The 21,379-nt window shown below is 40.1% G+C and carries 21 protein-coding genes; 5 read left to right on the plus strand and 16 right to left on the minus strand.

Annotated features, from left to right (window positions below; all coding sequences use genetic code 11):
- The first annotated feature begins 44 nt into the window (after positions 1-44).
- Positions 45-908, plus strand: coding sequence for a YicC/YloC family endoribonuclease (locus DQN24_RS02450; RefSeq protein ID WP_050948808.1), 864 nt, complete (start codon positions 45-47; stop codon positions 906-908).
- A 9-nt stretch (positions 909-917) separates the two neighbouring features.
- Complete coding sequence (locus tag DQN24_RS02455; RefSeq protein WP_111695338.1) at positions 918-1,760, plus strand: YgfZ/GcvT domain-containing protein; 843 nt, start codon at positions 918-920, stop codon at positions 1,758-1,760.
- 43 nt (positions 1,761-1,803) lie between these two features.
- Here the strand turns inward: DQN24_RS02455 and serA are convergent, their stop codons facing one another.
- From serA to lon, 4 genes are all read right to left on the minus strand, one after another.
- Positions 1,804-3,036 (minus strand): phosphoglycerate dehydrogenase, encoded by a 1,233-nt coding sequence (gene serA / locus DQN24_RS02460; protein WP_050847421.1) that lies wholly within the window; start codon positions 3,034-3,036, stop codon positions 1,804-1,806.
- Positions 3,037-3,065: 29 nt separating this feature from the next.
- On the minus strand, positions 3,066-3,725 hold the full coding sequence (gene rpiA / locus DQN24_RS02465) for a ribose-5-phosphate isomerase RpiA (protein ID WP_050848068.1): 660 nt from the start codon (positions 3,723-3,725) through the stop codon (positions 3,066-3,068).
- A gap of 133 nt (positions 3,726-3,858) precedes the next feature.
- Positions 3,859-5,010 carry a radical SAM family heme chaperone HemW gene (gene hemW, locus DQN24_RS02470; protein ID WP_050948810.1) on the minus strand — a complete coding sequence of 384 codons (1,152 nt, stop codon included), beginning with the start codon at positions 5,008-5,010 and terminating at the stop codon, positions 3,859-3,861.
- A gap of 116 nt (positions 5,011-5,126) precedes the next feature.
- Positions 5,127-7,538 (minus strand): endopeptidase La, encoded by a 2,412-nt coding sequence (gene lon / locus DQN24_RS02475; RefSeq protein WP_050848066.1) that lies wholly within the window; start codon positions 7,536-7,538, stop codon positions 5,127-5,129.
- A gap of 190 nt (positions 7,539-7,728) precedes the next feature.
- Between lon and DQN24_RS02480 the strand changes: the two genes are divergently transcribed.
- Positions 7,729-8,604 carry a VirK/YbjX family protein gene (locus DQN24_RS02480; RefSeq protein ID WP_041175246.1) on the plus strand — a complete coding sequence of 292 codons (876 nt, stop codon included), beginning with the start codon at positions 7,729-7,731 and terminating at the stop codon, positions 8,602-8,604.
- 28 nt (positions 8,605-8,632) lie between these two features.
- Here DQN24_RS02480 and DQN24_RS02485 read toward each other — a convergent pair whose 3' ends face one another.
- Entirely contained in the window at positions 8,633-9,331 is a 699-nt protein-coding gene (locus DQN24_RS02485) for a tRNA1(Val) (adenine(37)-N6)-methyltransferase (RefSeq protein ID WP_041175245.1), read from the minus strand.
- A gap of 69 nt (positions 9,332-9,400) precedes the next feature.
- On the opposite strand from DQN24_RS02485, the gene srmB reads away from it, so the two are divergent.
- A complete protein-coding gene (srmB, locus tag DQN24_RS02490) occupies positions 9,401-10,720 on the plus strand; it encodes an ATP-dependent RNA helicase SrmB (protein WP_111695339.1) in 1,320 nt (439 codons plus the stop codon).
- 169 nt (positions 10,721-10,889) lie between these two features.
- Positions 10,890-11,915: a YadA C-terminal domain-containing protein gene (locus DQN24_RS02500; RefSeq protein WP_227894322.1), complete on the plus strand. Its 1,026-nt coding sequence runs from the start codon at positions 10,890-10,892 to the stop codon at positions 11,913-11,915.
- 144 nt (positions 11,916-12,059) lie between these two features.
- Here DQN24_RS02500 and DQN24_RS02505 read toward each other — a convergent pair whose 3' ends face one another.
- The 11 genes from DQN24_RS02505 to DQN24_RS02555 all read right to left on the minus strand — a co-directional run bounded on the left by DQN24_RS02505 (position 12,060) and on the right by DQN24_RS02555 (position 21,348).
- Positions 12,060-12,578: a GNAT family N-acetyltransferase gene (locus DQN24_RS02505; RefSeq protein ID WP_021034447.1), complete on the minus strand. Its 519-nt coding sequence runs from the start codon at positions 12,576-12,578 to the stop codon at positions 12,060-12,062.
- Positions 12,568-12,867 (minus strand): DUF1778 domain-containing protein, encoded by a 300-nt coding sequence (locus tag DQN24_RS02510; protein ID WP_006995116.1) that lies wholly within the window; start codon positions 12,865-12,867, stop codon positions 12,568-12,570. Before DQN24_RS02510 ends, DQN24_RS02505 begins: the two co-directional genes overlap by 11 nt.
- Before the next feature lie 264 nt (positions 12,868-13,131).
- The gene (yegQ, locus tag DQN24_RS02515) at positions 13,132-14,514 is read right to left on the minus strand and encodes a tRNA 5-hydroxyuridine modification protein YegQ (RefSeq protein ID WP_021034446.1); all 1,383 of its coding nucleotides are present in this window, start codon (positions 14,512-14,514) and stop codon (positions 13,132-13,134) included.
- A gap of 166 nt (positions 14,515-14,680) precedes the next feature.
- On the minus strand, positions 14,681-15,985 hold the full coding sequence (locus DQN24_RS02520; RefSeq protein WP_021034445.1) for an MFS transporter: 1,305 nt from the start codon (positions 15,983-15,985) through the stop codon (positions 14,681-14,683).
- A complete protein-coding gene (gene thiE / locus DQN24_RS02525) occupies positions 15,969-16,649 on the minus strand; it encodes a thiamine phosphate synthase (RefSeq protein WP_021034444.1) in 681 nt (226 codons plus the stop codon). The genes DQN24_RS02520 and thiE overlap by 17 nt, the downstream gene beginning before the upstream one ends.
- A gap of 10 nt (positions 16,650-16,659) precedes the next feature.
- Entirely contained in the window at positions 16,660-17,469 is an 810-nt protein-coding gene (gene thiD / locus DQN24_RS02530) for a bifunctional hydroxymethylpyrimidine kinase/phosphomethylpyrimidine kinase (protein WP_021034443.1), read from the minus strand.
- Positions 17,462-18,253, minus strand: coding sequence for a hydroxyethylthiazole kinase (thiM, locus tag DQN24_RS02535; RefSeq protein ID WP_111695340.1), 792 nt, complete (start codon positions 18,251-18,253; stop codon positions 17,462-17,464). Before thiM ends, thiD begins: the two co-directional genes overlap by 8 nt.
- A gap of 14 nt (positions 18,254-18,267) precedes the next feature.
- Positions 18,268-18,915, minus strand: coding sequence for a thiaminase II (tenA, locus tag DQN24_RS02540; RefSeq protein WP_005666624.1), 648 nt, complete (start codon positions 18,913-18,915; stop codon positions 18,268-18,270).
- A 9-nt stretch (positions 18,916-18,924) separates the two neighbouring features.
- Positions 18,925-19,869 carry an ABC transporter substrate-binding protein gene (locus DQN24_RS02545; RefSeq protein ID WP_041175244.1) on the minus strand — a complete coding sequence of 315 codons (945 nt, stop codon included), beginning with the start codon at positions 19,867-19,869 and terminating at the stop codon, positions 18,925-18,927.
- Positions 19,870-19,891: 22 nt separating this feature from the next.
- Complete coding sequence (locus tag DQN24_RS02550) at positions 19,892-20,629, minus strand: ABC transporter permease (RefSeq protein ID WP_021034440.1); 738 nt, start codon at positions 20,627-20,629, stop codon at positions 19,892-19,894.
- Positions 20,626-21,348: an ABC transporter ATP-binding protein gene (locus tag DQN24_RS02555; RefSeq protein ID WP_021034439.1), complete on the minus strand. Its 723-nt coding sequence runs from the start codon at positions 21,346-21,348 to the stop codon at positions 20,626-20,628. Before DQN24_RS02555 ends, DQN24_RS02550 begins: the two co-directional genes overlap by 4 nt.
- Between the last annotated feature and the right edge of the window lie 31 nt (positions 21,349-21,379).

The raw sequence follows: 21,379 nt of genomic DNA on the forward strand, positions 1-21,379 counted from the left end.
TAGCGAATCAACTAAGACAAAGCTAAGACAAAATAGGAGAGCTTATGATTTACAGTATGACCGCCTTTGCACGCCTTGAAGTGAAAAAAGATTGGGGTGATGCAGTATGGGAAATTCGTTCCGTCAATCAACGTTATTTAGAAAACTTTTTCCGTTTGCCAGAGCAATTTCGCGGATTAGAGAACACCTTGCGTGAGAAACTTCGTCAAAGTCTTACTCGCGGTAAAATTGAATGTTCTTTGCGTATTGAAACAAAAAAACAAACAAATGCTGAATTGAATTTAAATAAAGAACTTGCGAATCAAGTCATTCAATCTTTGCAATGGATTAAAACTCAAGCTGGAGAAGGTGAAATTAATTTGACAGATGTGTTGCGTTATCCTGGTGTGGTGGAAGCGCAAGAGCAAGATTTAGATGCGATTAGTCAAGATTTATTGACAACCTTTGATGATTTACTGACCGATTTTATTGCAATGCGTGGTCGTGAAGGGGAAAAACTGAACGATATTATTCAACAACGCTTAGATGCCATTGCAGTGGAAGCGGATAAAGTGCGGTCACAAATGCCAGCAGTTTTACAATGGCAGCGTGAACGGTTATTGCAACGTTTTGAAGATGCTCAACTTAATCTTGATCCACAGCGTGTGGAACAAGAAATGATTTTACTCGCTCAACGTGTTGATGTGGCGGAAGAACTCGATCGTTTACAAATGCACGTGAAAGAAACTACGAATATTTTGAAAAAAGGCGGTGCAGTTGGGCGTAAATTAGATTTTATGATGCAAGAATTGAATCGTGAATCGAATACCCTTGCGTCTAAATCCATTAATGCGGATATTACGGCTTCTGCGGTGGAGCTAAAAGTGCTTATCGAACAAATGCGTGAGCAAATTCAGAATTTAGAATAGGAAAGCAGAATGTCTCAATTTATTTCTCTTACTCAATATCAACTGATTGAAGTACAGGGTGCGGATGTAGAAAAATATTTGCAAGGGCAATTAACTTCTGATGTTGTGCGATTAGCGAGTGGCACAACGACGCTTACAGCTCACTGTGACCCAAAAGGTAAAATGAATGCAATTTACCGTTTGTTTAAAGTAAGTAGTGAACAATTCTTTTTGCTCGTTAAGAAAGATATTTTGCCAAGTGCTCTGGATGCTTTGAAAAAATATGCGGTATTTTCCAAAGTGAGTTTTGATTTACGTGATTGGCAAATCATCGGCGTAATAGGTGAAAAATGTGGAAAAATTACACCGCACTTTTCATTGGAAATTGATGGACAGCGTTCAATTTTATTAAATGAAACTGAATTACCCGTGAATTTTAATGGCGATGAAAAAATTTGGGAAGTAGCCGATATTCAAGCAGGATTGCCAAATTTAAGTCCGCAAACGCAAAATGAATTTATCCCACAAGCACTAAATTTACAGGCCGTTGAGCAAGCAATTTCTTTTACCAAAGGCTGTTATATTGGGCAAGAAACCGTGGCACGTGCGAAATATCGTGGGGCAAACAAACGTGCAATGTTTATTTTTAAAGCGCAAACTCAGCAGGAAGTGGAAATTGGCAGTGAAATCGAAATGCAGCTTGAAGCCAATTGGCGTAAGACTGGCACGATTACAAGTGCGGTCAATTTAGACGGTGTTTTATGGTTGCAAGTTGTGATGAATAATGACATAGATTCAGAGCAACAATTTAGATTGCCGAGTAATGAAATACTGTTAGAGCGAGTGCAGTTACCTTATTCGATTACTGAATAAGAAAGCAAAAAAGATCAGGCATTAACCTGATCTTTTTTTGTATTTAGTAAAGTACACGCGCACGAATTGTGCCATCAATTTCCTTCAATTTTGTCAGTAATGGCGATGCATCATTCGTTTCTACATCAACGACAACATAACCAATTTTTGGGTCAGTTTGTAAATATTGCGCGGCAATATTGAGGTTGGCTTCGACGAAAATTTGGTTCAGTTTGTTCAATATACCAGGGCGATTTTCGTGAATATGCAATAAGCGTTTTGTTCCCTCGTGCTCTGGTAAAGAGACTTCTGGGAAGTTTACCGAAGAAAGGGTTGATCCGTTGTCTGAATATTTGACAAATTTGCCTGCCACTTCAAAACCGATATTTTCTTGTGCTTCCGCTGTTGAGCCACCGATATGTGGCGTTAAAATCACATTATCAAATTCACGTAACGGCGAGACAAATTCTTCATTAATTGAAGCGGGTTCAACGGGGAATACATCAATTGCCGCACCGTGAATTTTACCGTCTTTTAAGGCTTGAGCAAGAGCATCAATATCTACTACTGTGCCACGCGCAGCATTGATCAAAATAGCCCCTTGTTTTAATTGTGCGATACGCGTTGCGTTCATTAAGTTTTTGGTGGAGGGCAGTTCTGGCACGTGTAGTGAAATCACATCGCAAGAACTAAGTAATTCTTCAAGACTACGAACCTGTTTTGCATTACCAAGCGGAAGTTTATTTTCAATATCGTAGAAATACACATCCATGCCTAATGATTCAGCAATAATACTTAATTGTGAACCAATGTGGCCGTAACCAATAATGCCTAATTTTTTTCCCCGCACTTCATGAGAGCCAGTCGCGGATTTATTCCAAACACCACGATGTACTTCGGCATTAGCCTGTGGCACATTGCGCATAAGTAATAAAATCTCGCCTAATACAAGTTCTGCGACGGAACGAGTGTTTGAGAATGGCGCATTAAATACAGGAATACCACGTGCTTTTGCTGCATTTAAATCCACTTGATTTGTACCAATGCAGAAACAGCCAACTGCGATTAATTTGGGTGCGGCTTCAATCATTTCTGCGGTTAAATGGGTGCGAGAACGTAAGCCGATGAAGTGTGCATCTTTAATGGCTTCTTTTAATTCATCGCCATCCAGTGCTTTTTTATAGTAATCGATATTGCTATAGCCTGCCGCGTGGAGCGTATCAAGTGCGCTTTGATGCACACCTTCAAACAATACAAATTTAATTTTTGATTTGTCGAGTGAAACTTTGTTTGTCATATTTACTTCCTTATGATTTTTATTATGAATTAGTCAATAATTTTGGCACCTTCAGGCGTGCCGACGATTACAACATCTGCGCCACGCAATGCGAATATCCCATTAGTGACGACACCTGCAACATTGTTTAATTCTTTTTCCATTTCAACTGGATTTAAAATACTGAAGTTGTGTACATCTAAAATCACATTGCCATTATCTGTAACCACGCCTTCACGATATTCAGGCGCACCGCCAAGTGCGGCTAATTTTCTGCCCACTTGTGAACGAGCCATTGGAATAACTTCAACTGGCAATGGGAAAGTCGAACCTAACACATCCACTTGTTTACTAGAATCTACAATACAAATAAATTTTTTCGCTAATGCCGCAACGATTTTTTCACGAGTAAGTGCCGCACCGCCGCCTTTAATCATCATTTTTTGTGGATTGATTTCATCTGCACCATCCACATAAATATCTAAGCTAGAGACATCATTTGCATTAAATACTTCGATCCCTTGTTTACGTAATAATTCTTCTGATGCTTTTGAAGCCGCAACTGCGCCTTGAATTTTATTTTTGATTGTACCCAAAGCCTCAATAAAGCAGTTCACCGTGGAGCCGCTTCCCACGCCAACAATTGTGTCAGCTTTTACATATTGTAATGCGGCTTGTGCGGCGAGTTTTTTCATTTCTAATTGATTCATTTCTTTTCCTTATTTCAATAAGTAAACGATTGCGTTACTTTATTACGAGCCTATCTAATAAACAAGTGTAATTTTTTAGCGGGCGTTTTTCTCAAGCAATGTTATTTCACAACTAGGCTATTTCATGATTAGGCTATTCTTCCGTTAAAAATAATTCCAAAAGTTCATTGAGAAATAACTTGCCGTGCTCAGTGATTTGCCAAGAATCAGCGTTTTCCACAATATAGTTTTGTTGAATGGCAAAATCAATTTGATTTTTCACCGCACTTTGCGACAAGCCTGTGTAATCTTCAAATTCTTGTTTGGGAACCGCTTCTAACAAACGAAAGCGATTCATAAAAAACTCAAAAGGGCGGTCAATTTCTTGCACGTTTTTTTCTTCGTAAAGATATTCGCCACGCAAATAACCTTTCGGGTGTTTGGTTTTAGAAAAGCGAGTAATCTCGCCATTCGGAAACGTCAATTTCCCGTGTGCGCCACAGCCAATGGCTAAATAATCCCCAAACCGCCAATAATTCAAATTATGTTTACACTGAAAACCTGTTTTTGCGTAAGCTGAGGTTTCATATTGCTGGTAGCCTGCCGCCGTTAAAAGTTGGTGACCTTGCTCAAAAATATCCCAAAGCGCATCATCATCTGGCAATTTAGGTGGGCGGTAAGCAAACATCGTATTTGGCTCAATAGTGAGCTGATACCAAGAAATATGGGGAGGGGATAGCTCAATCGCTTGACGAAGATCATCTAAAGCTTCTTCCAACGTTTGGTTCGGCAAGCCGTGCATTAAATCTAAATTGAAACTTTTTAGCCCAGAAACTTTCGCTAAATTGACCGCACTTTTTGCCTCTGCTACATTATGAATTCGCCCAAGACGCCGTAATTTGTCATCATTAAAACTTTGTATTCCCATAGAAATTCGCGTAATGCCTGCAGATACGTAACCTTTAAAACGTTCAGCTTCTACCGTGCCAGGATTAGCTTCTAATGTAATTTCAATATTATCTTCAAAATCAATCTGTTTTTTTATTTCCTTTAAAAGGTGTGTAATACTTTCTGATGAAAATAAACTTGGCGTACCGCCACCAATAAAAATCGAATGGAGTTTTCGTTGTTGAATGGAATTTTTAAAGCGTTGTAAATCAGCCTGCAAATCTTGCAGAAGATGATAAATATAGTCTTGTTCTGGTATATCGCCTTTTTGTGCGTGTGAATTAAAATCACAATAAGGACATTTTTGAACGCACCAAGGAATATGTATATACAAGGAAAGTGGAGGAAGTTGTAGCATTGTGTTATTAACAAGTTTTCAATTTGGAAAAGTATAAATTAACCTTGTGTAAAGATGAAATTTTCATCTCTAAAGTCAATAAAAGGGCTTGTTTTCACAAGCCCTAAAACATTCAATTAATTGACCGCTCTTTCCGATTTACTCGTCACTTTACGGCGTGGTGCTTTAGGTTTAGCCTCCACTTTAACAAACTCAATGCCTTCTGGTGGATTTTCCAACGCAAGACCAAGCACTTCATCAATGGTTTCTACCGCATGAATTGCAAGATTTTGTTTCACGTTTTCTGGAATTTCTTCAAGATCCTTAACGTTCTCTTTTGGAATTAATACGGTTTTAATTCCGCCACGATGTGCTGCAAGAAGTTTTTCTTTTAATCCACCGATTGGTAATACTTTACCGCGTAAACTGATTTCTCCCGTCATTGCCACATCAGCACGCACAGGATTACCTGTTAAACAAGAAACTAATGCAGTACACATTGCAATACCTGCACTTGGGCCATCTTTTGGTGTTGCACCATCTGGCACGTGAATGTGAATATCGCGTTTTTCATGGAACTCAGAATTAATACCTAATTTTTCAGCACGAGCTCGTACAACTGTCATTGCCGCTTGAATGGATTCTTTCATCACATCGCCTAATGAACCAGTGAAAGAAAGTTTTCCTTTACCCACAACGGAGGCTGTTTCAATGGTGAGTAAATCGCCGCCCACTTCTGTCCAAGCTAAACCAGTTACTTCGCCAATACGGTTTTGTGTGTCAGCTTTGCCAAATTCAAAACGTTTTACGCCAAGATAATCGTGCAGATTATCTGAATTTACCGTAATAGATTTAAGTTTTGGATTTACCAATAAATTTTTCACGGCTTTACGGCAGATTTTTGAAATTTCACGTTCTAGCCCACGCACGCCCGCTTCACGTGTGTAATAGCGGATAATATCTAAAATTGCACTTTCTTCGACGGTAAGTTCGCCTTTCTTCAAACCATTACGTTCAATTTGTTTGGCTAACAAATGACGCATCGCGATATTAAGTTTTTCATCTTCGGTATAACCAGAAAGACGAATCACTTCCATACGATCCAACAATGGGCCTGGAATATTCATAGAGTTTGATGTTGCCACAAACATCACATCAGAAAGATCATAATCCACTTCTAAATAGTGATCATTAAATGTGGTGTTTTGCTCAGGGTCTAATACTTCAAGCAATGCTGAGGCAGGATCGCCTCGCATATCGGATGCCATTTTATCGATTTCATCAAGCAAGAATAATGGATTTTTAACCCCCACTTTTGCCATCTTTTGAATTAATTTACCTGGTAATGCACCAATATAGGTTTTACGGTGACCACGGATTTCTGCTTCATCGCGAACACCGCCTAATGCCATCCGCACATATTTACGACCAGTGGCATTGGCAATGGACTGACCAAGAGAGGTTTTACCTACACCCGGAGGGCCAACTAAACAAAGAATCGGGCCTTTCACTTTGTTTAAACGCGCTTGTACTGCTAAATACTCAAGAATACGTTCTTTCACACGATCTAAACCATAGTGATCGGTATCTAAAACTTGCTGTGCTTTAACAATGTCTTTTTTCACTTTAGAACGTTGATGCCAAGGCACTTGGATCATCCATTCAATATAACTGCGTATTACGGTTGCTTCAGAAGACATCGCCGACATCATTTTAAGTTTTTGTAATTCATTTTCTACTTTGTCGCGTACCTCTGCCGGCATGCCTGCCGCTTCCACCTTTTGATGCAGTTGTTCAACTTCATCAATGGTATCTTCATTTTCTCCACCATCCATTTCTTTGCGAATGGCTTTAATTTGTTCGCTTAAATAATAGTTTCGCTGGCTTTTCTCCATTTGTTTTTTGACACGACCACGAATACGTTTCTCCACTTGAAGAATATCAGCCTCTGATTCCATCATACTAAGCAAATATTCTAAACGTTCTTGCACATTAGCGAGTTCTAACGCATTTTGTTTATGGCGAATGCTTACAGGGAGATGGGCTGCCATTGTGTCAGCTAAGCGATCAACATCATCAATACGTTGAAGGGCATTGAGAATATCTGCAGGCACTTTTTTGTTGAGGGTAAGATAATTTTCAAACTCAGAAAGCACCGCACTTTTTGCTACTACTAACTCTTTTTCATCGCCATAAGTGGTTTCGATAGGGGTAATTTGGGCAGAAAAGCATTTTTCGCCGTCTTCAAGGTTGTTAATTTTCGCGCGATTTTGACCTTCAACTAGCACTTTTACTGTGCCATCAGGTAATTTTAATAACTGAATAATGTTAGCAATAGTACCCACATCAAATAAATCTTCAGGGGTCGGTTCTTCTAAATCTGCTTCTCTTTGGGATACCAAAAGAAGCTGTTTATCATCATTCATTGCTTCTTCAAGGGCATTAATGGATTTTGCACGCCCTACAAAAAGTGGCATTACCATATAAGGAAAAACGACAACATCGCGTAATGGCAATACGGGCATTGTACGTTGGATATTCTTCGCCATAATTGGTCTCTCTTATAATTTCGTTCCGATAATTTGGGTAAATATGGGGGTAGGGAAAAGGAATTCAAGGAAAAGATTATAACAAAATCTGACTTATAAAGTGGGTTTCTAACAAAAAGAATTTTGGCAAATGAAGTGATAATGGCTAAAATAATGAAAAATTTTATTAAATTTCACAAAATATTGAATTATGTCCACGAAAAATAATTTTATTTTCCCCACCTATGTTCAAATGTATCCTTATTCTAAGGATCGCCCTTTTCTCAAACAAGTGCGGGAAAAATTACGCTATTATGGCTATAAATGGTTGTATCAAAAGCAATGTAACCAATTAGTGGATTTTCTTAATAAAGAAACGCAATGGCAGCCTTTATTTACACAAAATTATTACCGTATCAATACAATTCTGACTACTTTTTGCGATAAACGTTTTTCTGCTGCAGAACGTTTAACGGCGATTACGGAGAATTTACGTTTGGCAGAAGAAAAAATGGGACGTTTGCTTTGCCAACAATTATTAGATCAACAACATATCGTGCTAACCCAATTAACAGAGGATTTGCGTTTATCTTTGAGTATCAATCATATCGATCCCTTTGAGGGATATTTTTCTATTAACATTCGCAATCAAAATAACGAACGAGTATATGATGCGTCTTTCACTTTTTTAAGCCCGAATAAATTGCTTATCGCCTCAATTCAAGGCCCCTCAAGTGGTAATGCTCAAGAGCTTGTGAAACAGGCTACGAAAGCATTACACGGTATGCGTCCAATGTTTATGTTGGTTAATGCGTTCAAAATGCTTGCTGAAAAATGGCAATGTGAGTTAGTGGGTATTCCGCACAAAGCACAAGGAAAATATCGTCTTTCTGCACGCAGTAAGATTTTGTTTAATTACAATGAATTTTGGCAAGAGAACCAAGGGAAATATGATAATAATTATTGGCAATTACCTTTGGATATTGAACGCAAACAATTAGAAGATATCGCAAGTAAAAAACGTTCTATGTATCGTAAACGTTATGAAATGCTAGACCAAATGGCATTGGATATTCAGCAACTTTAACGAAGAACGTGCGGTAAAAAAAGTGCGGTCAAAACTTGATATAAAAGTCTTTAGTCAATTCAATAAACGCTTCCGTGTATTGATTATCCTCATCATAAATCACCAATTGATCTTGCATTAAAACTTGGGGCTGTTTGGCAAAGGTAAGTAGCATTCTTTGGGGCGTTTTTCCCACTTTAGTAATGACATTCGTCTGTTTTATGCAAAAAAGTGCGGTGGATTTTGTGAGCGTTTTCCCCGCATTATAAGGCAAAACAAAACTTATTTTCCCATTTTCCGATAAGCACGTGGCAGCCCATTCTAACCAATTTAAGTGGCTTTGCTTGGTATAACGAGCCAATGCTCTTTCCTCATTTTTGCAAGCAATACCTTGTTCAAAATAAGGTGGATTTGCCACAATTAAGTCAAAGGTTTGTTCAGTTTGTTGTAAAAAATGTTGTATATCCGCTTGAATAAGTTGAATGCGATTTTTCCACACCGAATTATTGATGTTTTCTTGTGCTTGTTTTGCTGCAATGGAATCCAACTCAACCGCTTGAATTTGACAGTTTCCTTCAGTTCGTTGTGCTAACATTAAAGCCAATAATCCTGTGCCGCTCCCCATATCTAAAATATTTTTACAATGTTTTACATCTGCCCAAGCACCTAACAAAATGCCATCAGTACCGACTTTCATGGCACAAGAATCTTGATTGATATGGAATTGTTTAAAGGTAAATCCGCTCATAAATTTTTCGTAAATTGACCGCACTTTCAGGTATAATTCCCACTAATTTTAACAAAGAACCGCACAATAATGAATTTATCCCAATTTGAACAATTCGATCTTTCTCCTGAGCTTTTAAAGGCACTTGAGAAAAAAGGTTATTCTCGTCCAACAGCTATTCAAATGGAAGCCATTCCTGCCGCAATGGAAGCGCGTGATGTATTAGGCTCTGCACCAACGGGAACAGGGAAAACGGCTACTTTTTTATTACCTGCGCTACAACATTTATTGGATTATCCACGCCGTAAACCGGGCTCACCGCGTATTTTGGTATTAACGCCAACCCGTGAATTGGCAATGCAAGTGGCAGAACAAGCGGAAGAATTAGCGCAGTTTACCCATTTAAATATTGCGACAATTATAGGTGGCGTGGCGTATCAAAATCACGGTGATGTGTGCAATACCAATCAAGATTTGGTGGTGGCTACGCCTGGCCGTTTATTGCAATACATTAAGGAAGAAAATTTTGATTGCCGTTCCGTTGAAATGCTGATTTTTGACGAAGCCGATAGAATGTTACAAATGGGATTTGGACAAGATGCGGAAAAAATTGCGGCTGAAACCCGTTGGCGGAAACAAACCTTGTTGTTTTCTGCAACCTTAGAAGGAGAGTTATTAGTCGATTTCGCGGAGCGTTTGTTGAATGATCCTGTGAAAGTAGATGCGGAACCAAGCCGTCGAGAGAGAAAAAAAATCAACCAATGGTATTACCATGCAGACAGCAATGAACACAAAATCAAATTGCTCGCGCGTTTTATTGAAACTGAAGAAGTAACCCGTGGAATTGTGTTTATTCGTCGTCGTGAAGATGCACGAGAACTTTCTGAAACATTGCGTAAACGAGGCATTCGTTCTGCGTATTTAGAAGGTGAAATGGCACAAACTCAACGTAATAATGCGATTGATAAATTGAAATCAGGTATTGTGACGGTATTGGTTGCAACAGATGTGGCTGCGCGTGGTATTGATATTGACGATGTAACTCACGTGATGAATTTTGATTTGCCCTATAGTGCGGATACTTATTTGCATCGAATTGGACGTACAGCGCGAGCAGGTAAAAAAGGCACAGCGGTCTCTTTTGTCGAAGCCCATGATTACAAGTTACTAGGTAAAATCAAACGTTATACTGAGGAAATTTTAAAGGCACGCATTTTAGAGGGTTTAGAGCCTCGCACTAAGCCACCAAAAGATGGTGAAGTGAAATCTGTCAGCAAAAAACAAAAGGCACGCATTAAAGAAAAACGTGAAGAAAAGAAAAAAACAGAGGCAAAGAAAAAAGTAAAATTGCGTCATAAGGATACGAAAAATATCGGCAAACGACGCAAGTCAAGCAACAGTAATATTTAATTAGGTGTGTAAATTCTGCTTGAGGCAAATTTTACATAGGAAATTTTTCTATATTGCTTTAACGTTTTTTTATAGTAGAAGTATATACTCAGTTATGGTTATGGTTACATAGTAAGCTTTTACTTTGTTCTAATTCACTTTAATAACCCTAAATAATTGAGGATTCCTTATGAAAAGAAATTTATTAAAACAATCTGTAATCGCTGTGTTAGTAGGTGGTGCATTACCAGTTTTGGCTTCTGCTAGTAATAGTGCTACTGTAGCAACTCAGTCACAGTCAGATACAGAATTAGATAATGAGATGATTTCTATCTTAGAGGATATTTCTAATATAAACGATGATCTTGATGGACTTACAAATAAAGTAGCTAGTCATTCTAGAACATTAGGTCGTCATACAAATAGACTCAATAATCTTAAAGATCTTGTAGAACGTTTGACAAATAGGGTAAATGGAGCTGCTAATGCACTTAGTTTACTTTCTCAAAATATTGGTTTAAATAAAACTAACATCGAGAAAAAAGCAGACAAAACAGAAGTCTCTCTTTTGAAAAATAGGGTAGATGGAGCTGCTGGGGCACTTAATTTACTTTCTCAAAATATTGGTTTAAATAAAACTAACATAGAGAAAAAAGCAGACAAAACAGAAGTCTCTCTTTTGAAAAATAGGGTAGATGGAGCTGCTGGGGCACTTAATTTACTTTCTCAAAATATTGGTTTAAATAAAACCAACATAGAGAAAAAAGCAGACAAAACAGATGTAGATGCAAACAAAGCTGACATTGCAACTAACAAAGCTGACATTGCAACTAACAAAGCTGACATTGCAACTAACAAAGCTGACATTGCAACTAACAAAGCTAACATTGCAACTAACAAAACTAACGTTGCAACTAATACAGTTGTAATCGCAACTCACACTCAACGTCTTGATAATTTAGATAACAGAGTAAATAACCTTAATAAAGATCTTAAACGTGGTCTTGCTTCTCAAGCTGCATTAAATGGTTTATTCCAACCGTATAACGTAGGTAAATTAAATCTTACTGCTGCTGTAGGTGGTTATAAATCTCAAACTGCGGTTGCTGTAGGTACTGGTTATCGTTATAACGAAAATATCGCGGCTAAATCAGGTGTTGCTTTCACTCGTGGTGGCAGCGCAACTTATAATGTTGGCGTAAATTTTGAATGGTAATTAGATAACTAATTTTCCATAACAGAAAATAAATACCTGTTTTTGAGTAATATCAGAAACAGGTATTTTTTATAGGCTTCGTTTCGCACACTCGTTACTAGTGTGGATATGTGAATAAAATCAATAATATTTGGTGTATTTCATCTATTTTATTAATTTTGTTAGCGGATAAAATAACTTTCTGTGTGTTCCTCCAAATTCTTTAAATTCAATAAACCCTAATCGTTCATAAAACGAGCTGGCATCATCATTTTTTGCTTCAACGACTAAAATTGTAGCAGCTACCGTAGCATTCTTAATCTTATGAATGGCGTCTACAATTAGAAACTTTCCATACCCTTGCTTCTGGAAATTCGTATCAATGGCTAATCGCCCTATTAAAACAGCAGGAATATTAGGATATGGTACACCTTTACTTATTCGTTCTTGTGGTATATCTGCAATTGGTATTGATAATGCCGATAAAGTGTAATAGCCAACAATCCTAGATTGTTGTTCATTTATAAGCACAAAACACTTTGCAAGCCCTTTTTTTACATCTTGAGAAACGTACTTATGAAAGTAGTTTTCTAAAGGTTCAACTGAACAAGAAAATGAACTTCTCTCAATCTTTACATCTTCTAAGGGTAATACTCTTAAATATGCTAAATTTTCATTTATCATTATTTTTTCCTGTAATAGATAGATATGCTTCATACATATTAAGCGCATTTTTCATTGATTGATTAGGCTCAAATGGTTTACTTAGACTTTCAATCAGCAATGCTTGATCATTCACTGCTAAACGTAAAACTTGATGTTCTGAAATGGTCTTTTTGGCTTCCTCGTAAGCTACACTTACCACAAAGTCGGTTAATGTTCGCCCTGTAATTGCAGCCGCTTGTTTTAGTAATTCATATATATCTATGTTTACTTTAGCCTCCAATCTAGCTTTTGTTACTTGTGTTTTCATTCATCTACTCCTTATGTTGTTAATATAATATCTTATATTATACGGCTAATAGACGTACATTATCAAGAAAAATACAATACATATTTATCGTTTTGGAGAGTGGGCGAGCTATCGTCCAAGTGTAATAAATATCAGGCTGGGACACAGCCGTCGAGCTTGTGAAGTGAACTTCATTGAGAAGTCAGCAGCAAGAACCCATCGAGAGTAACCCACGCAAAGCGTGGGAGCTAGTAGAAATTCCCGTCCTTTAGAGCGGGGAGTATGTTAATTAGAATGTGGATTTCTTGTATTTGTATTAACTAAATTACGCATTAATAAAGCGTAATTTAAGTTAATATCTTGTGGCACATTTAAGAATACAAAATGCCCATCACCTAGTGCTGCATCAACTGCTTCATTTTTACGATTTAGCATTTTTTCAATTTTGAAATTAATATTGCCTTGTGGCGTCATCATTTCTACCTTGTCGCCAAGTAAGAATTTGTTTTTTACTGCCACTTCAGCCATACCTTGTTCGTTACGTTTACCGGTAAATTCACCGACAAATTGCTGACGATCAGAAATAGAATAGCCATATTCGTAGTTTTGGTATTCATCATGCGTATGACGACGTAAGAAACCTTCGGTATAACCACGGTGTGCAAGGGATTCTAATGTATCCATTAAATTTTCATCAAATGGTTTGCCTGCTGCCGCGTCATCAATTGCCTTGCGGTAAACTTGAGCAGTTCTTGCACAATAATAAAATGATTTAGTACGACCTTCGATTTTTAAAGAATGCACACCAAGTGCGGTCAATTTTTCCACGTGTTGTACGGCACGTAGATCTTTTGAATTCATAAAGTAGGTGCCGTGTTCATCTTCAAACGCCGTCATTTGCTCGTCAGGCTTTTGTGATTCGGTATAAAGGAAGACTTTATCCGTTACCGCACCCTCGCCTAAGGTTGGAGCAACATTTTTCACTTCAATTTGTTGAGCAGGATCGATTTTTGGCACAATGTTGCCCACTTCATCGGTGGTGCCTTCTTCCATTTTGTATTCCCAACGGCAAGCATTAGTGCAAGTGCCTTGGTTTGGATCGCGTTTGTTGATATAGCCAGAAAGCAAGCAACGACCAGAATACGCCATACATAACGCACCATGTACGAAAATTTCGAGTTCAATATCTGGCACCTGTTGGCGAATTTCAGCAATTTCATCGATTGAAAGTTCGCGCGATAAAATCACACGAGTTAATCCCATTTGTTTCCAGAATTTCACTGTTGCCCAGTTTACCGCATTTGCTTGCACAGAAAGATGAATATCAATATTAGGGAAATTTTCACGCACCAACATAATTAAGCCTGGGTCAGACATAATTAAAGCATCTGGTTTCATATCGATGACAGGTTGTAAATCTTTAATAAAAGTTTTGAGTTTGGAATTATGGGGCGCAATGTTTACCACTACATAGAATTTTTTGCCAAGGGAATGGGCTTCATCGATCCCGATTTTTAAATTGGCGTGATTAAATTCATTGTTACGCACGCGCAAGCTATAACGAGGTTGGCCTGCATAAACGGCATCTGCACCATAAGCAAACGCATAGCGCATATTTTTAAGAGAGCCTGCAGGGGAAAGTAATTCAGGTTTGAATTGGGTTGTCATAATATTCTCTTGTCTGATTTCAGGTCAGGGATTTGCGCTAGGCAAATCGTTAGGTGGGGTATTGTAGAGAAAATATTTGGCTTGTAAAGGAAAGTGCGGTCAAATTCTTAGTAGAATTTTATGTAAAATTTAACCGCTTAATAGATTTTATTTAATTATACAAATCTTAGGATAGTAATTTATCTTTCGTTTCTGAAATAAACCACAACCCGACCAAGCTCAATACAGCGTTTAGGGTTAAATAAATGCCCACGCCTTTTAAACCATAGTTGGCGTTGAGTGGTAAAGCAATCACAGCAGCCACGCTTGCCCCGAATAAGCCTGCAATATTATAGGTTAAAGAGGCTCCTGAATAGCGAGCATGAGTGGGGAAGAGTTCAGGTAAAAAACTCGCTAATGGCCCATAGCCCATTCCAATTAAGCCCATACCGATGATTAAAAACCAAAACAGACTAGCAGTTGTACCGTTTTCGAGAAATAACGGTAAGGATAAACTAAAAATCGCAACGCCAACAGTTGTCCAAATTAACCAAGTTCTTCGTCCGATTTTATCGATATATTTACCCGAAAGTGCAATAGTTATTGCCAAAGAAACCGCACTTGCCATCAATAAAGCGGTGAAAATTTGCGGGGAAAATCCTAATCCCATTGCATAGCCGGCTTCTGATACTGTTGGGGCAGATTTTGCATAAATTTGGCTAAAGGCAATCATAATATAGAACAGCACATAGCCTGCGATGCAAACCAACATTCCTAAGAAAAACGGCTTAAAATGAGTAGTGACAACTTCCAACATTGGTAAGCGTTTTGGTTGGGGTTTGTTGAGTGCGGCGAGGAAAATCGGGGCTTCAGTTAGTTTTAGGCGAACATATAAGCCAATTGCCACTAAGATAACGGAAGATAAAAACGGTATCCTCCACGCCCATTCCGCCATAGCTTCTTGCCCAAAAATTGCAGTAATGCCTAAGAATACGCCATTTGCCAACAACAAGCCAAGTGGTGCTCCAAGCTGTGGAAATGTGCCATACCAACCTCGTTTACCTTCGGGAGCATTTTCGACCGCAACTAACGCTGCACCGCCCCACTCTCCGCCTAAACCGATACCTTGCCCGATGCGACACAAACAGAGCAAAATTGTTGCCCAAATACCGATGCTGTCATAAGTTGGCAACAAACCAATAACAACAGTGGAAACGCCCATCAACAGCAAGCTCATCACAAAAGTATTTTTCCGCCCGAAACGGTCACCGAAATGCCCGAACAATATTGCTCCCAAAGGACGAGCAATAAAAGTGAGTGCTAAAGTGGAAAGGGCGGCAATCTGCCCTGAAAGTGGATCTGCGGCATGGAAGAATTGATGGTTAAATACCAATACCGCAGCCATTGCGTAAATGTAGTTATCGAAATACTCAATTGCGGTGCCGACCATCGTTGCCGTCGCAACCTGTTTTAGACTATTTTGCGTATTCATCGCTTGCCTCCCGTAATGCTTTTGTTGCTGCTTTAACATTTTCTGCTTGGCTGATGGCTGTAATTACTGCCACACCGTCCGCACCAAATTCTCGTAAGGTTTTAACGTGAGCTAACTTCACTCCACCAATTGCCACAAGCGGTTTAGTTATGCCCGCATTTCGCAAAGTTTGAATAAACGCCATTCCTAGCGTTGGCTTCGGATTCTCTTTTGATTGCGTTGGAAAAATCGGGCCAATTCCAAAATAATCAATTTCCGCTAAATTTTCCCCAATATTCGCCTCATCTAAACGATTCACCGACCAACCAATAATCAGCGGTTTATCTGTTTTAGCTCGAATCTCTTGCACAGGCATATCGCTTTGCCCAACGTGAATACCATCCGCCTCGATTTCCAACGCCAAATCAACGTTGTCGTCCACAATAAACGGTACGCCATATTCACGGCACAAATCACGACAATTAATCGCCAGCGCCTTCTGTGCTGAGGGCGTATGTTCTAACGAAAATTTGCCTTTATCCCGAAATTGAAAGCAGGTAATCCCGCCTTCTAACGCTTGTTTTAGCACGAATAATAAATTTTCTGACAAGTTCTCGCCCAAATGACGGCAATCTTGCGTGCCTGCCACAAAGTAAAGCGGTAAGATTTTTTGAATGTTTTGCATCTTCCAATCCTTAAAGGCGACTGTAAGCCCAATGATTGGTTGGTCCATGTCCATGCCCGATATTCAACGGGTGAGAAATCGCAGCGGTAATAAAATCTTTCGCTGTTTGCACCGCACTTTGCAACGGTTCACCTTTTGCCAATTCAGCGGTTAAACAGGCAGAAAAGGTGCAGCCTGTGCCGTGCGTATGAGGCGTATCAAAACGTGGACTTTGCAAAGCGAAATATTCGCCGTTTTGTAAAAGGATCCAATCTTGGCACAGCTCACTTTGCGAATTGAGCGAATGTCCACCCTTAATAATCACATTCTTCGCTCCCTGTTTTTGCAAGGCTTTTGCGGCTTGTTGAATACTGGTGTCGTCCACAATCGCAATCCCCGTTAAAGCTTCCGCTTCGGGAATGTTCGGTGTAATCACGTCTGTCAACAGCAGCAATTTTTGGCTTAACACACTCACCGCTTGCTGTTGCAATAACGGTGCCCCACCTTTGGCGATCATCACTGGGTCTAGCACCAGCGTGCCGAATGGTTTATCAGCAAGAAAATCTGCCACGCATTCAATAATTTCTGCATTGCCCAGCATACCAATTTTGCAACTTGCAATTTGGAAGTCATTTTTGACCGCTTCCAGTTGCGCTTGAATTGTTTTCAGTGGAATAGAGTGAATATCAAATACGCCAAGGGTATTTTGTGCCGTAACTGCCGTGATTACTGAAGTACCAAACACGCCTTGCATTTGGAAGGTTTTAAGATCCGCCTGAATGCCTGCCCCGCCGCCACTGTCTGACCCTGCGATGGTTAAAACTTGTTTCACATTACTCATTGATGCGTCCTCTTTGTTCAATGATTTCAGGGGAAATGGCAGCAAGTTCGTCCAACAAACGGATTTGGAACTGTCCCACTTGTGTGGTTAAGCCTTGCGCCGCACGCTCGCCAGCAATGGTGTATGCTACACAGGCTTCTAATGTCGCAGAAAAATAATTCCCTTCACTTACCGCTAAAAAAGCCGCACACACGGCACTCAACAGACACCCCGAAGCCGTGACTTTCGGGAACAATGGCGTGCCGTTGTGAATGGTCGCAGTTTGTGTGCCATCGCTGACAATATCCACCATTCCGCTAATCAACACCGTACAGCCATGGCGTTGAGCCACTTTCTCGGCAACGGCTTTTAAATCCACTTCGCCCTGCCCTGCATCTACACCTTTTGCCTGCCATGCTTCTCCTGCAATCGCAGCCAGTTCACCTGCATTGCCACGAATCAGAGCAAATTTTACCTCGGCTAAAAGCTCACGAATGGTCTCACGGCGATAGCTAGTTGCCCCCACACCAACAGGATCTAACACCACAGGAATCCCAACCGCATTCGCGGTTTTGCCCGCTAATAACATCGCCTCTCGCTCCTTTCCAATCAGCGTGCCGATATTAATGACCAACGCTTGACTGATTTTCGGTACTTCCTGCATTTCTTCGACATTCGCCGACATCAATGGCGAAGCCCCCAATGCCAACAAGCCATTGGCACTAAAATTCGCTGCCACAATGTTGGTGATGTTATGAATGAGCGGATTCTGCTCACGGATTTTGGATAGATAGATGGATTTCATTTTGTCTCCTGTTGTTATGCCAAATCCAACCCCATTTGCCAAAACGCAATTTCCATTCTGGTTGCGGTGGTGAAAATCTGTTGAATCTCGGCAAGTTGGCTTGGGTTTAGCGGTTTGCAAAGTGCTGTAAGAAAATCAACGGTTTCTTGGGCGGATTGTTGAAATTCCTCGCTCGTATAGGTGTCAATCCACGTTTGATAAGGGTTGTTCGGTAAGCGAGGATAATGCTGAGTAATGTAACGGGCAACTTGAGCGTAACCCAAAGCACAAGGGGTCACGGCTGCATAAAGCTCAGCTAAACCGCCCGTCATGCCGCAATCAAGCAAATAGCGGGTATAAGCAATACAAGCGGCACTTTCTTGAGTAGCAAAAATCTCTTGTTCGCTAATGCCCCATTGGCGGCAATAATTTAAATGCAATTGAATTTCTTGGCAGAGTATCTCTAACGTTTTGCGAGGAATTTCCATTTCCGCAAAATTTTTTGCTTTATATACACCCAAAGCAAAGGCTCGACTATAGTGGAACAGATAGAGGTAATCTTGCTTCAAATAATGCTGAAAACAAGCTTTTGGCAGCGTACCTTTTGCTAGCTGTTGCACAAATTCGTGTTCAATATATTGTTGCCAATAAGGTTGAGCTTGTTGAATGAGTTGTTCAATCATCTTTTTTCCTTATTTAATTTCTACCGCATATTCTTTCAACGCTAAGGCTTTTGGAATTAAGCCTTTTTGTTGCATAAATTCTGCCATTTGTTGATAACGTTTAACGTCTAATTGGCGAGGTTTATTGGCTAAGAAGGGGAGCGTGTCTTTCCACGCTAGTTGGTTTAATGGCGTGTTGAGTTCGTTCGGTTTATAGCTTACAAAGGCTTGCCACGCTTCATTGGGGTGAGCTTGCAGATAGTCGGTGGCTTGTTCAAGTGCGGTTAAAAATGCAGATGTTTTTTTATCTGTTATGCTGTTTTTATTGGTAACTAAAATCAATTCATCATAAGCAGGCACGCCATATTGTTCAGGGAAGAATGCGATACCTTCTTGCTTTTCTAAAGCAAGCTGATTGAGTTCAAAATTACGAAATGCACCAATCACAGCATCCACTTGTCCAGTTAAAAGAGAGGGCGAAAGCGACCAATTTACATTCACTAATTCCACATCTTTATTGCTTAAACCAATAGAATGAAGCATTGTATCAAGCAATCTATCTTCAAAACCGCTGACAGAATACCCCACTTTTTTACCTTTTAAATCAGCAAGGCTTTTCAAATTGCTCTTTTTTAGTACCACTACGCTATTTAATGGATTTGAAATCAGTGAACCCACTCGCACTAAAGGTAAGCCTTCTGCCACTTGTTGATAAAGCTGAGGTTGATAACTCACGGCTAAATCAACTTTTCCTGCCGCCGCTAATTTCGGCGGTAATGCGGGATCAGCAGGTTCGATAATTTCAACCTCAAGGTTATTTTTTTCAAAAAAGCCTTTTTGTTGAGCCACAATAATGGCAGCGTGATCGGGGTTTACATACCAATCTAGCATTATGCTGATTTTCTCCTTTGCCAAGCTAGGAAGCGTGAGCATTAGCCCCATTACAAAGCTGAAATAACGGATGATTGTCTTCATTTTTTTCTCCTTTAATGAAAAGTTAAACAGACCAAATAAAACGGTGTAATAGCCTATCAATACTGAAATATAAACAGAGTGAAATTGACACTAAAATCAGTAAGGCAGCAAACATTAAATCGACTTGCATTCGGGCATTGGCGTGAATCATCAAATACCCCAACCCTTCAGACGAACCTACCCATTCGCCTACCACCGCACCAATCGGGGCAACCGAAACCGCAATTCGCAAGCCCGAAGCAAAAGCAGGTAAAGCCGCAGGTAATCGCACTTTAAGTAATAAACGCAAGGGGGAAATGTTAAAGGTTTTCGCCAGATCGAGCCACGCTTGCGGGGCGTTGCGTAGTCCATCATAACAAGCTGCCGTGACGGGGAAGTAGATAATCAGCACCGACATCACAATTTTGGATGCCATTCCATAGCCAAACCACAACACCAACAACGGTGCGATAGCAAACACAGGAATCGCTTGCGAAATGACCAAAATCGGCAATAACACGGCAGAAATTTGACGAGAAAATGAGAGCAACAACGCCGAAATCAACCCAAACAGAAAGCCTAACAACAGTCCTAAGCAGATTTCTAACAACGTGACTTGCGTATGCTGCCAAAGCAGCTCAGCGTGTGTGAACAACTGCTGCCCTACAGCTTGCGGTGAGGGAAAAATGTAGTGTGGAAAGCTGCCCAAGGTTGCAACCATTTGCCAGAGCATCAACAACATGCCTACAATTAAAAGCGGTTTAAGTAGGCGAATTTTCATTGTTCGCCCCCTAATTCTCTCAATAATTGCTGCTGCAACGCCCATAAATTGGCTTGATGCAACTCACGCGGAGCGTTCCCTTCGGGAAGAATTACCTCCGACAATGCTGTTTGATGAGTCTCAGGCGAACGCAACACAAAAATTCGATGGCTTAGTCGCAACGCCTCTTGCGGATCGTGGGTCACGAGCAGCACTGATTTATCTTCGAGCAGTTCAAAGGCTAAACCTTGAAGTTGATGGCGACTGATGGCATCAAGAGCGGAAAAAGGCTCATCTAGCAAAATCAAATCTACCTCTTGCATTAAGGTGCGTGCCAAGGCAACCCGCTGTTTTTGCCCGCCTGAAAGTTGCGAACAAGGCTTGTGCCAATGTGCTGCCATTCCCACTTTTTCAAGCAACATTTTAGCTTTTTCAGTGGTTTTTGCAGATTTTCGTCCAAATAAGACCGCTTGCAATTGTACGTTATCGACAATTGATAGCCACGGATAAAGCGTCTCTTTTTGAGGCATCCACGCAATGCGAATTTTCGGTTCAAATAGGATTTTTCCCTGCACCACGCCTTGCGTTTCAATGCCCGACAGTAGTCGCAAAAGTGTCGATTTCCCCACGCCTGAACTGCCCAACAAGCTTACCCATTCGTTCGGCAACAGGGTTAAATTAAGATGCTCAAATAACGTTTGCCCATTAAAGGCAAGACTCAAATCTTGAATACGCACCATCGCTCGCCTCAATGATTAAAGGGAATGCGTA

It is taken from the genome of Haemophilus influenzae (assembly GCF_900475755.1).
In the GTDB taxonomy this organism is placed as follows: Bacteria; Pseudomonadota; Gammaproteobacteria; order Enterobacterales; family Pasteurellaceae; genus Haemophilus; species Haemophilus influenzae_D.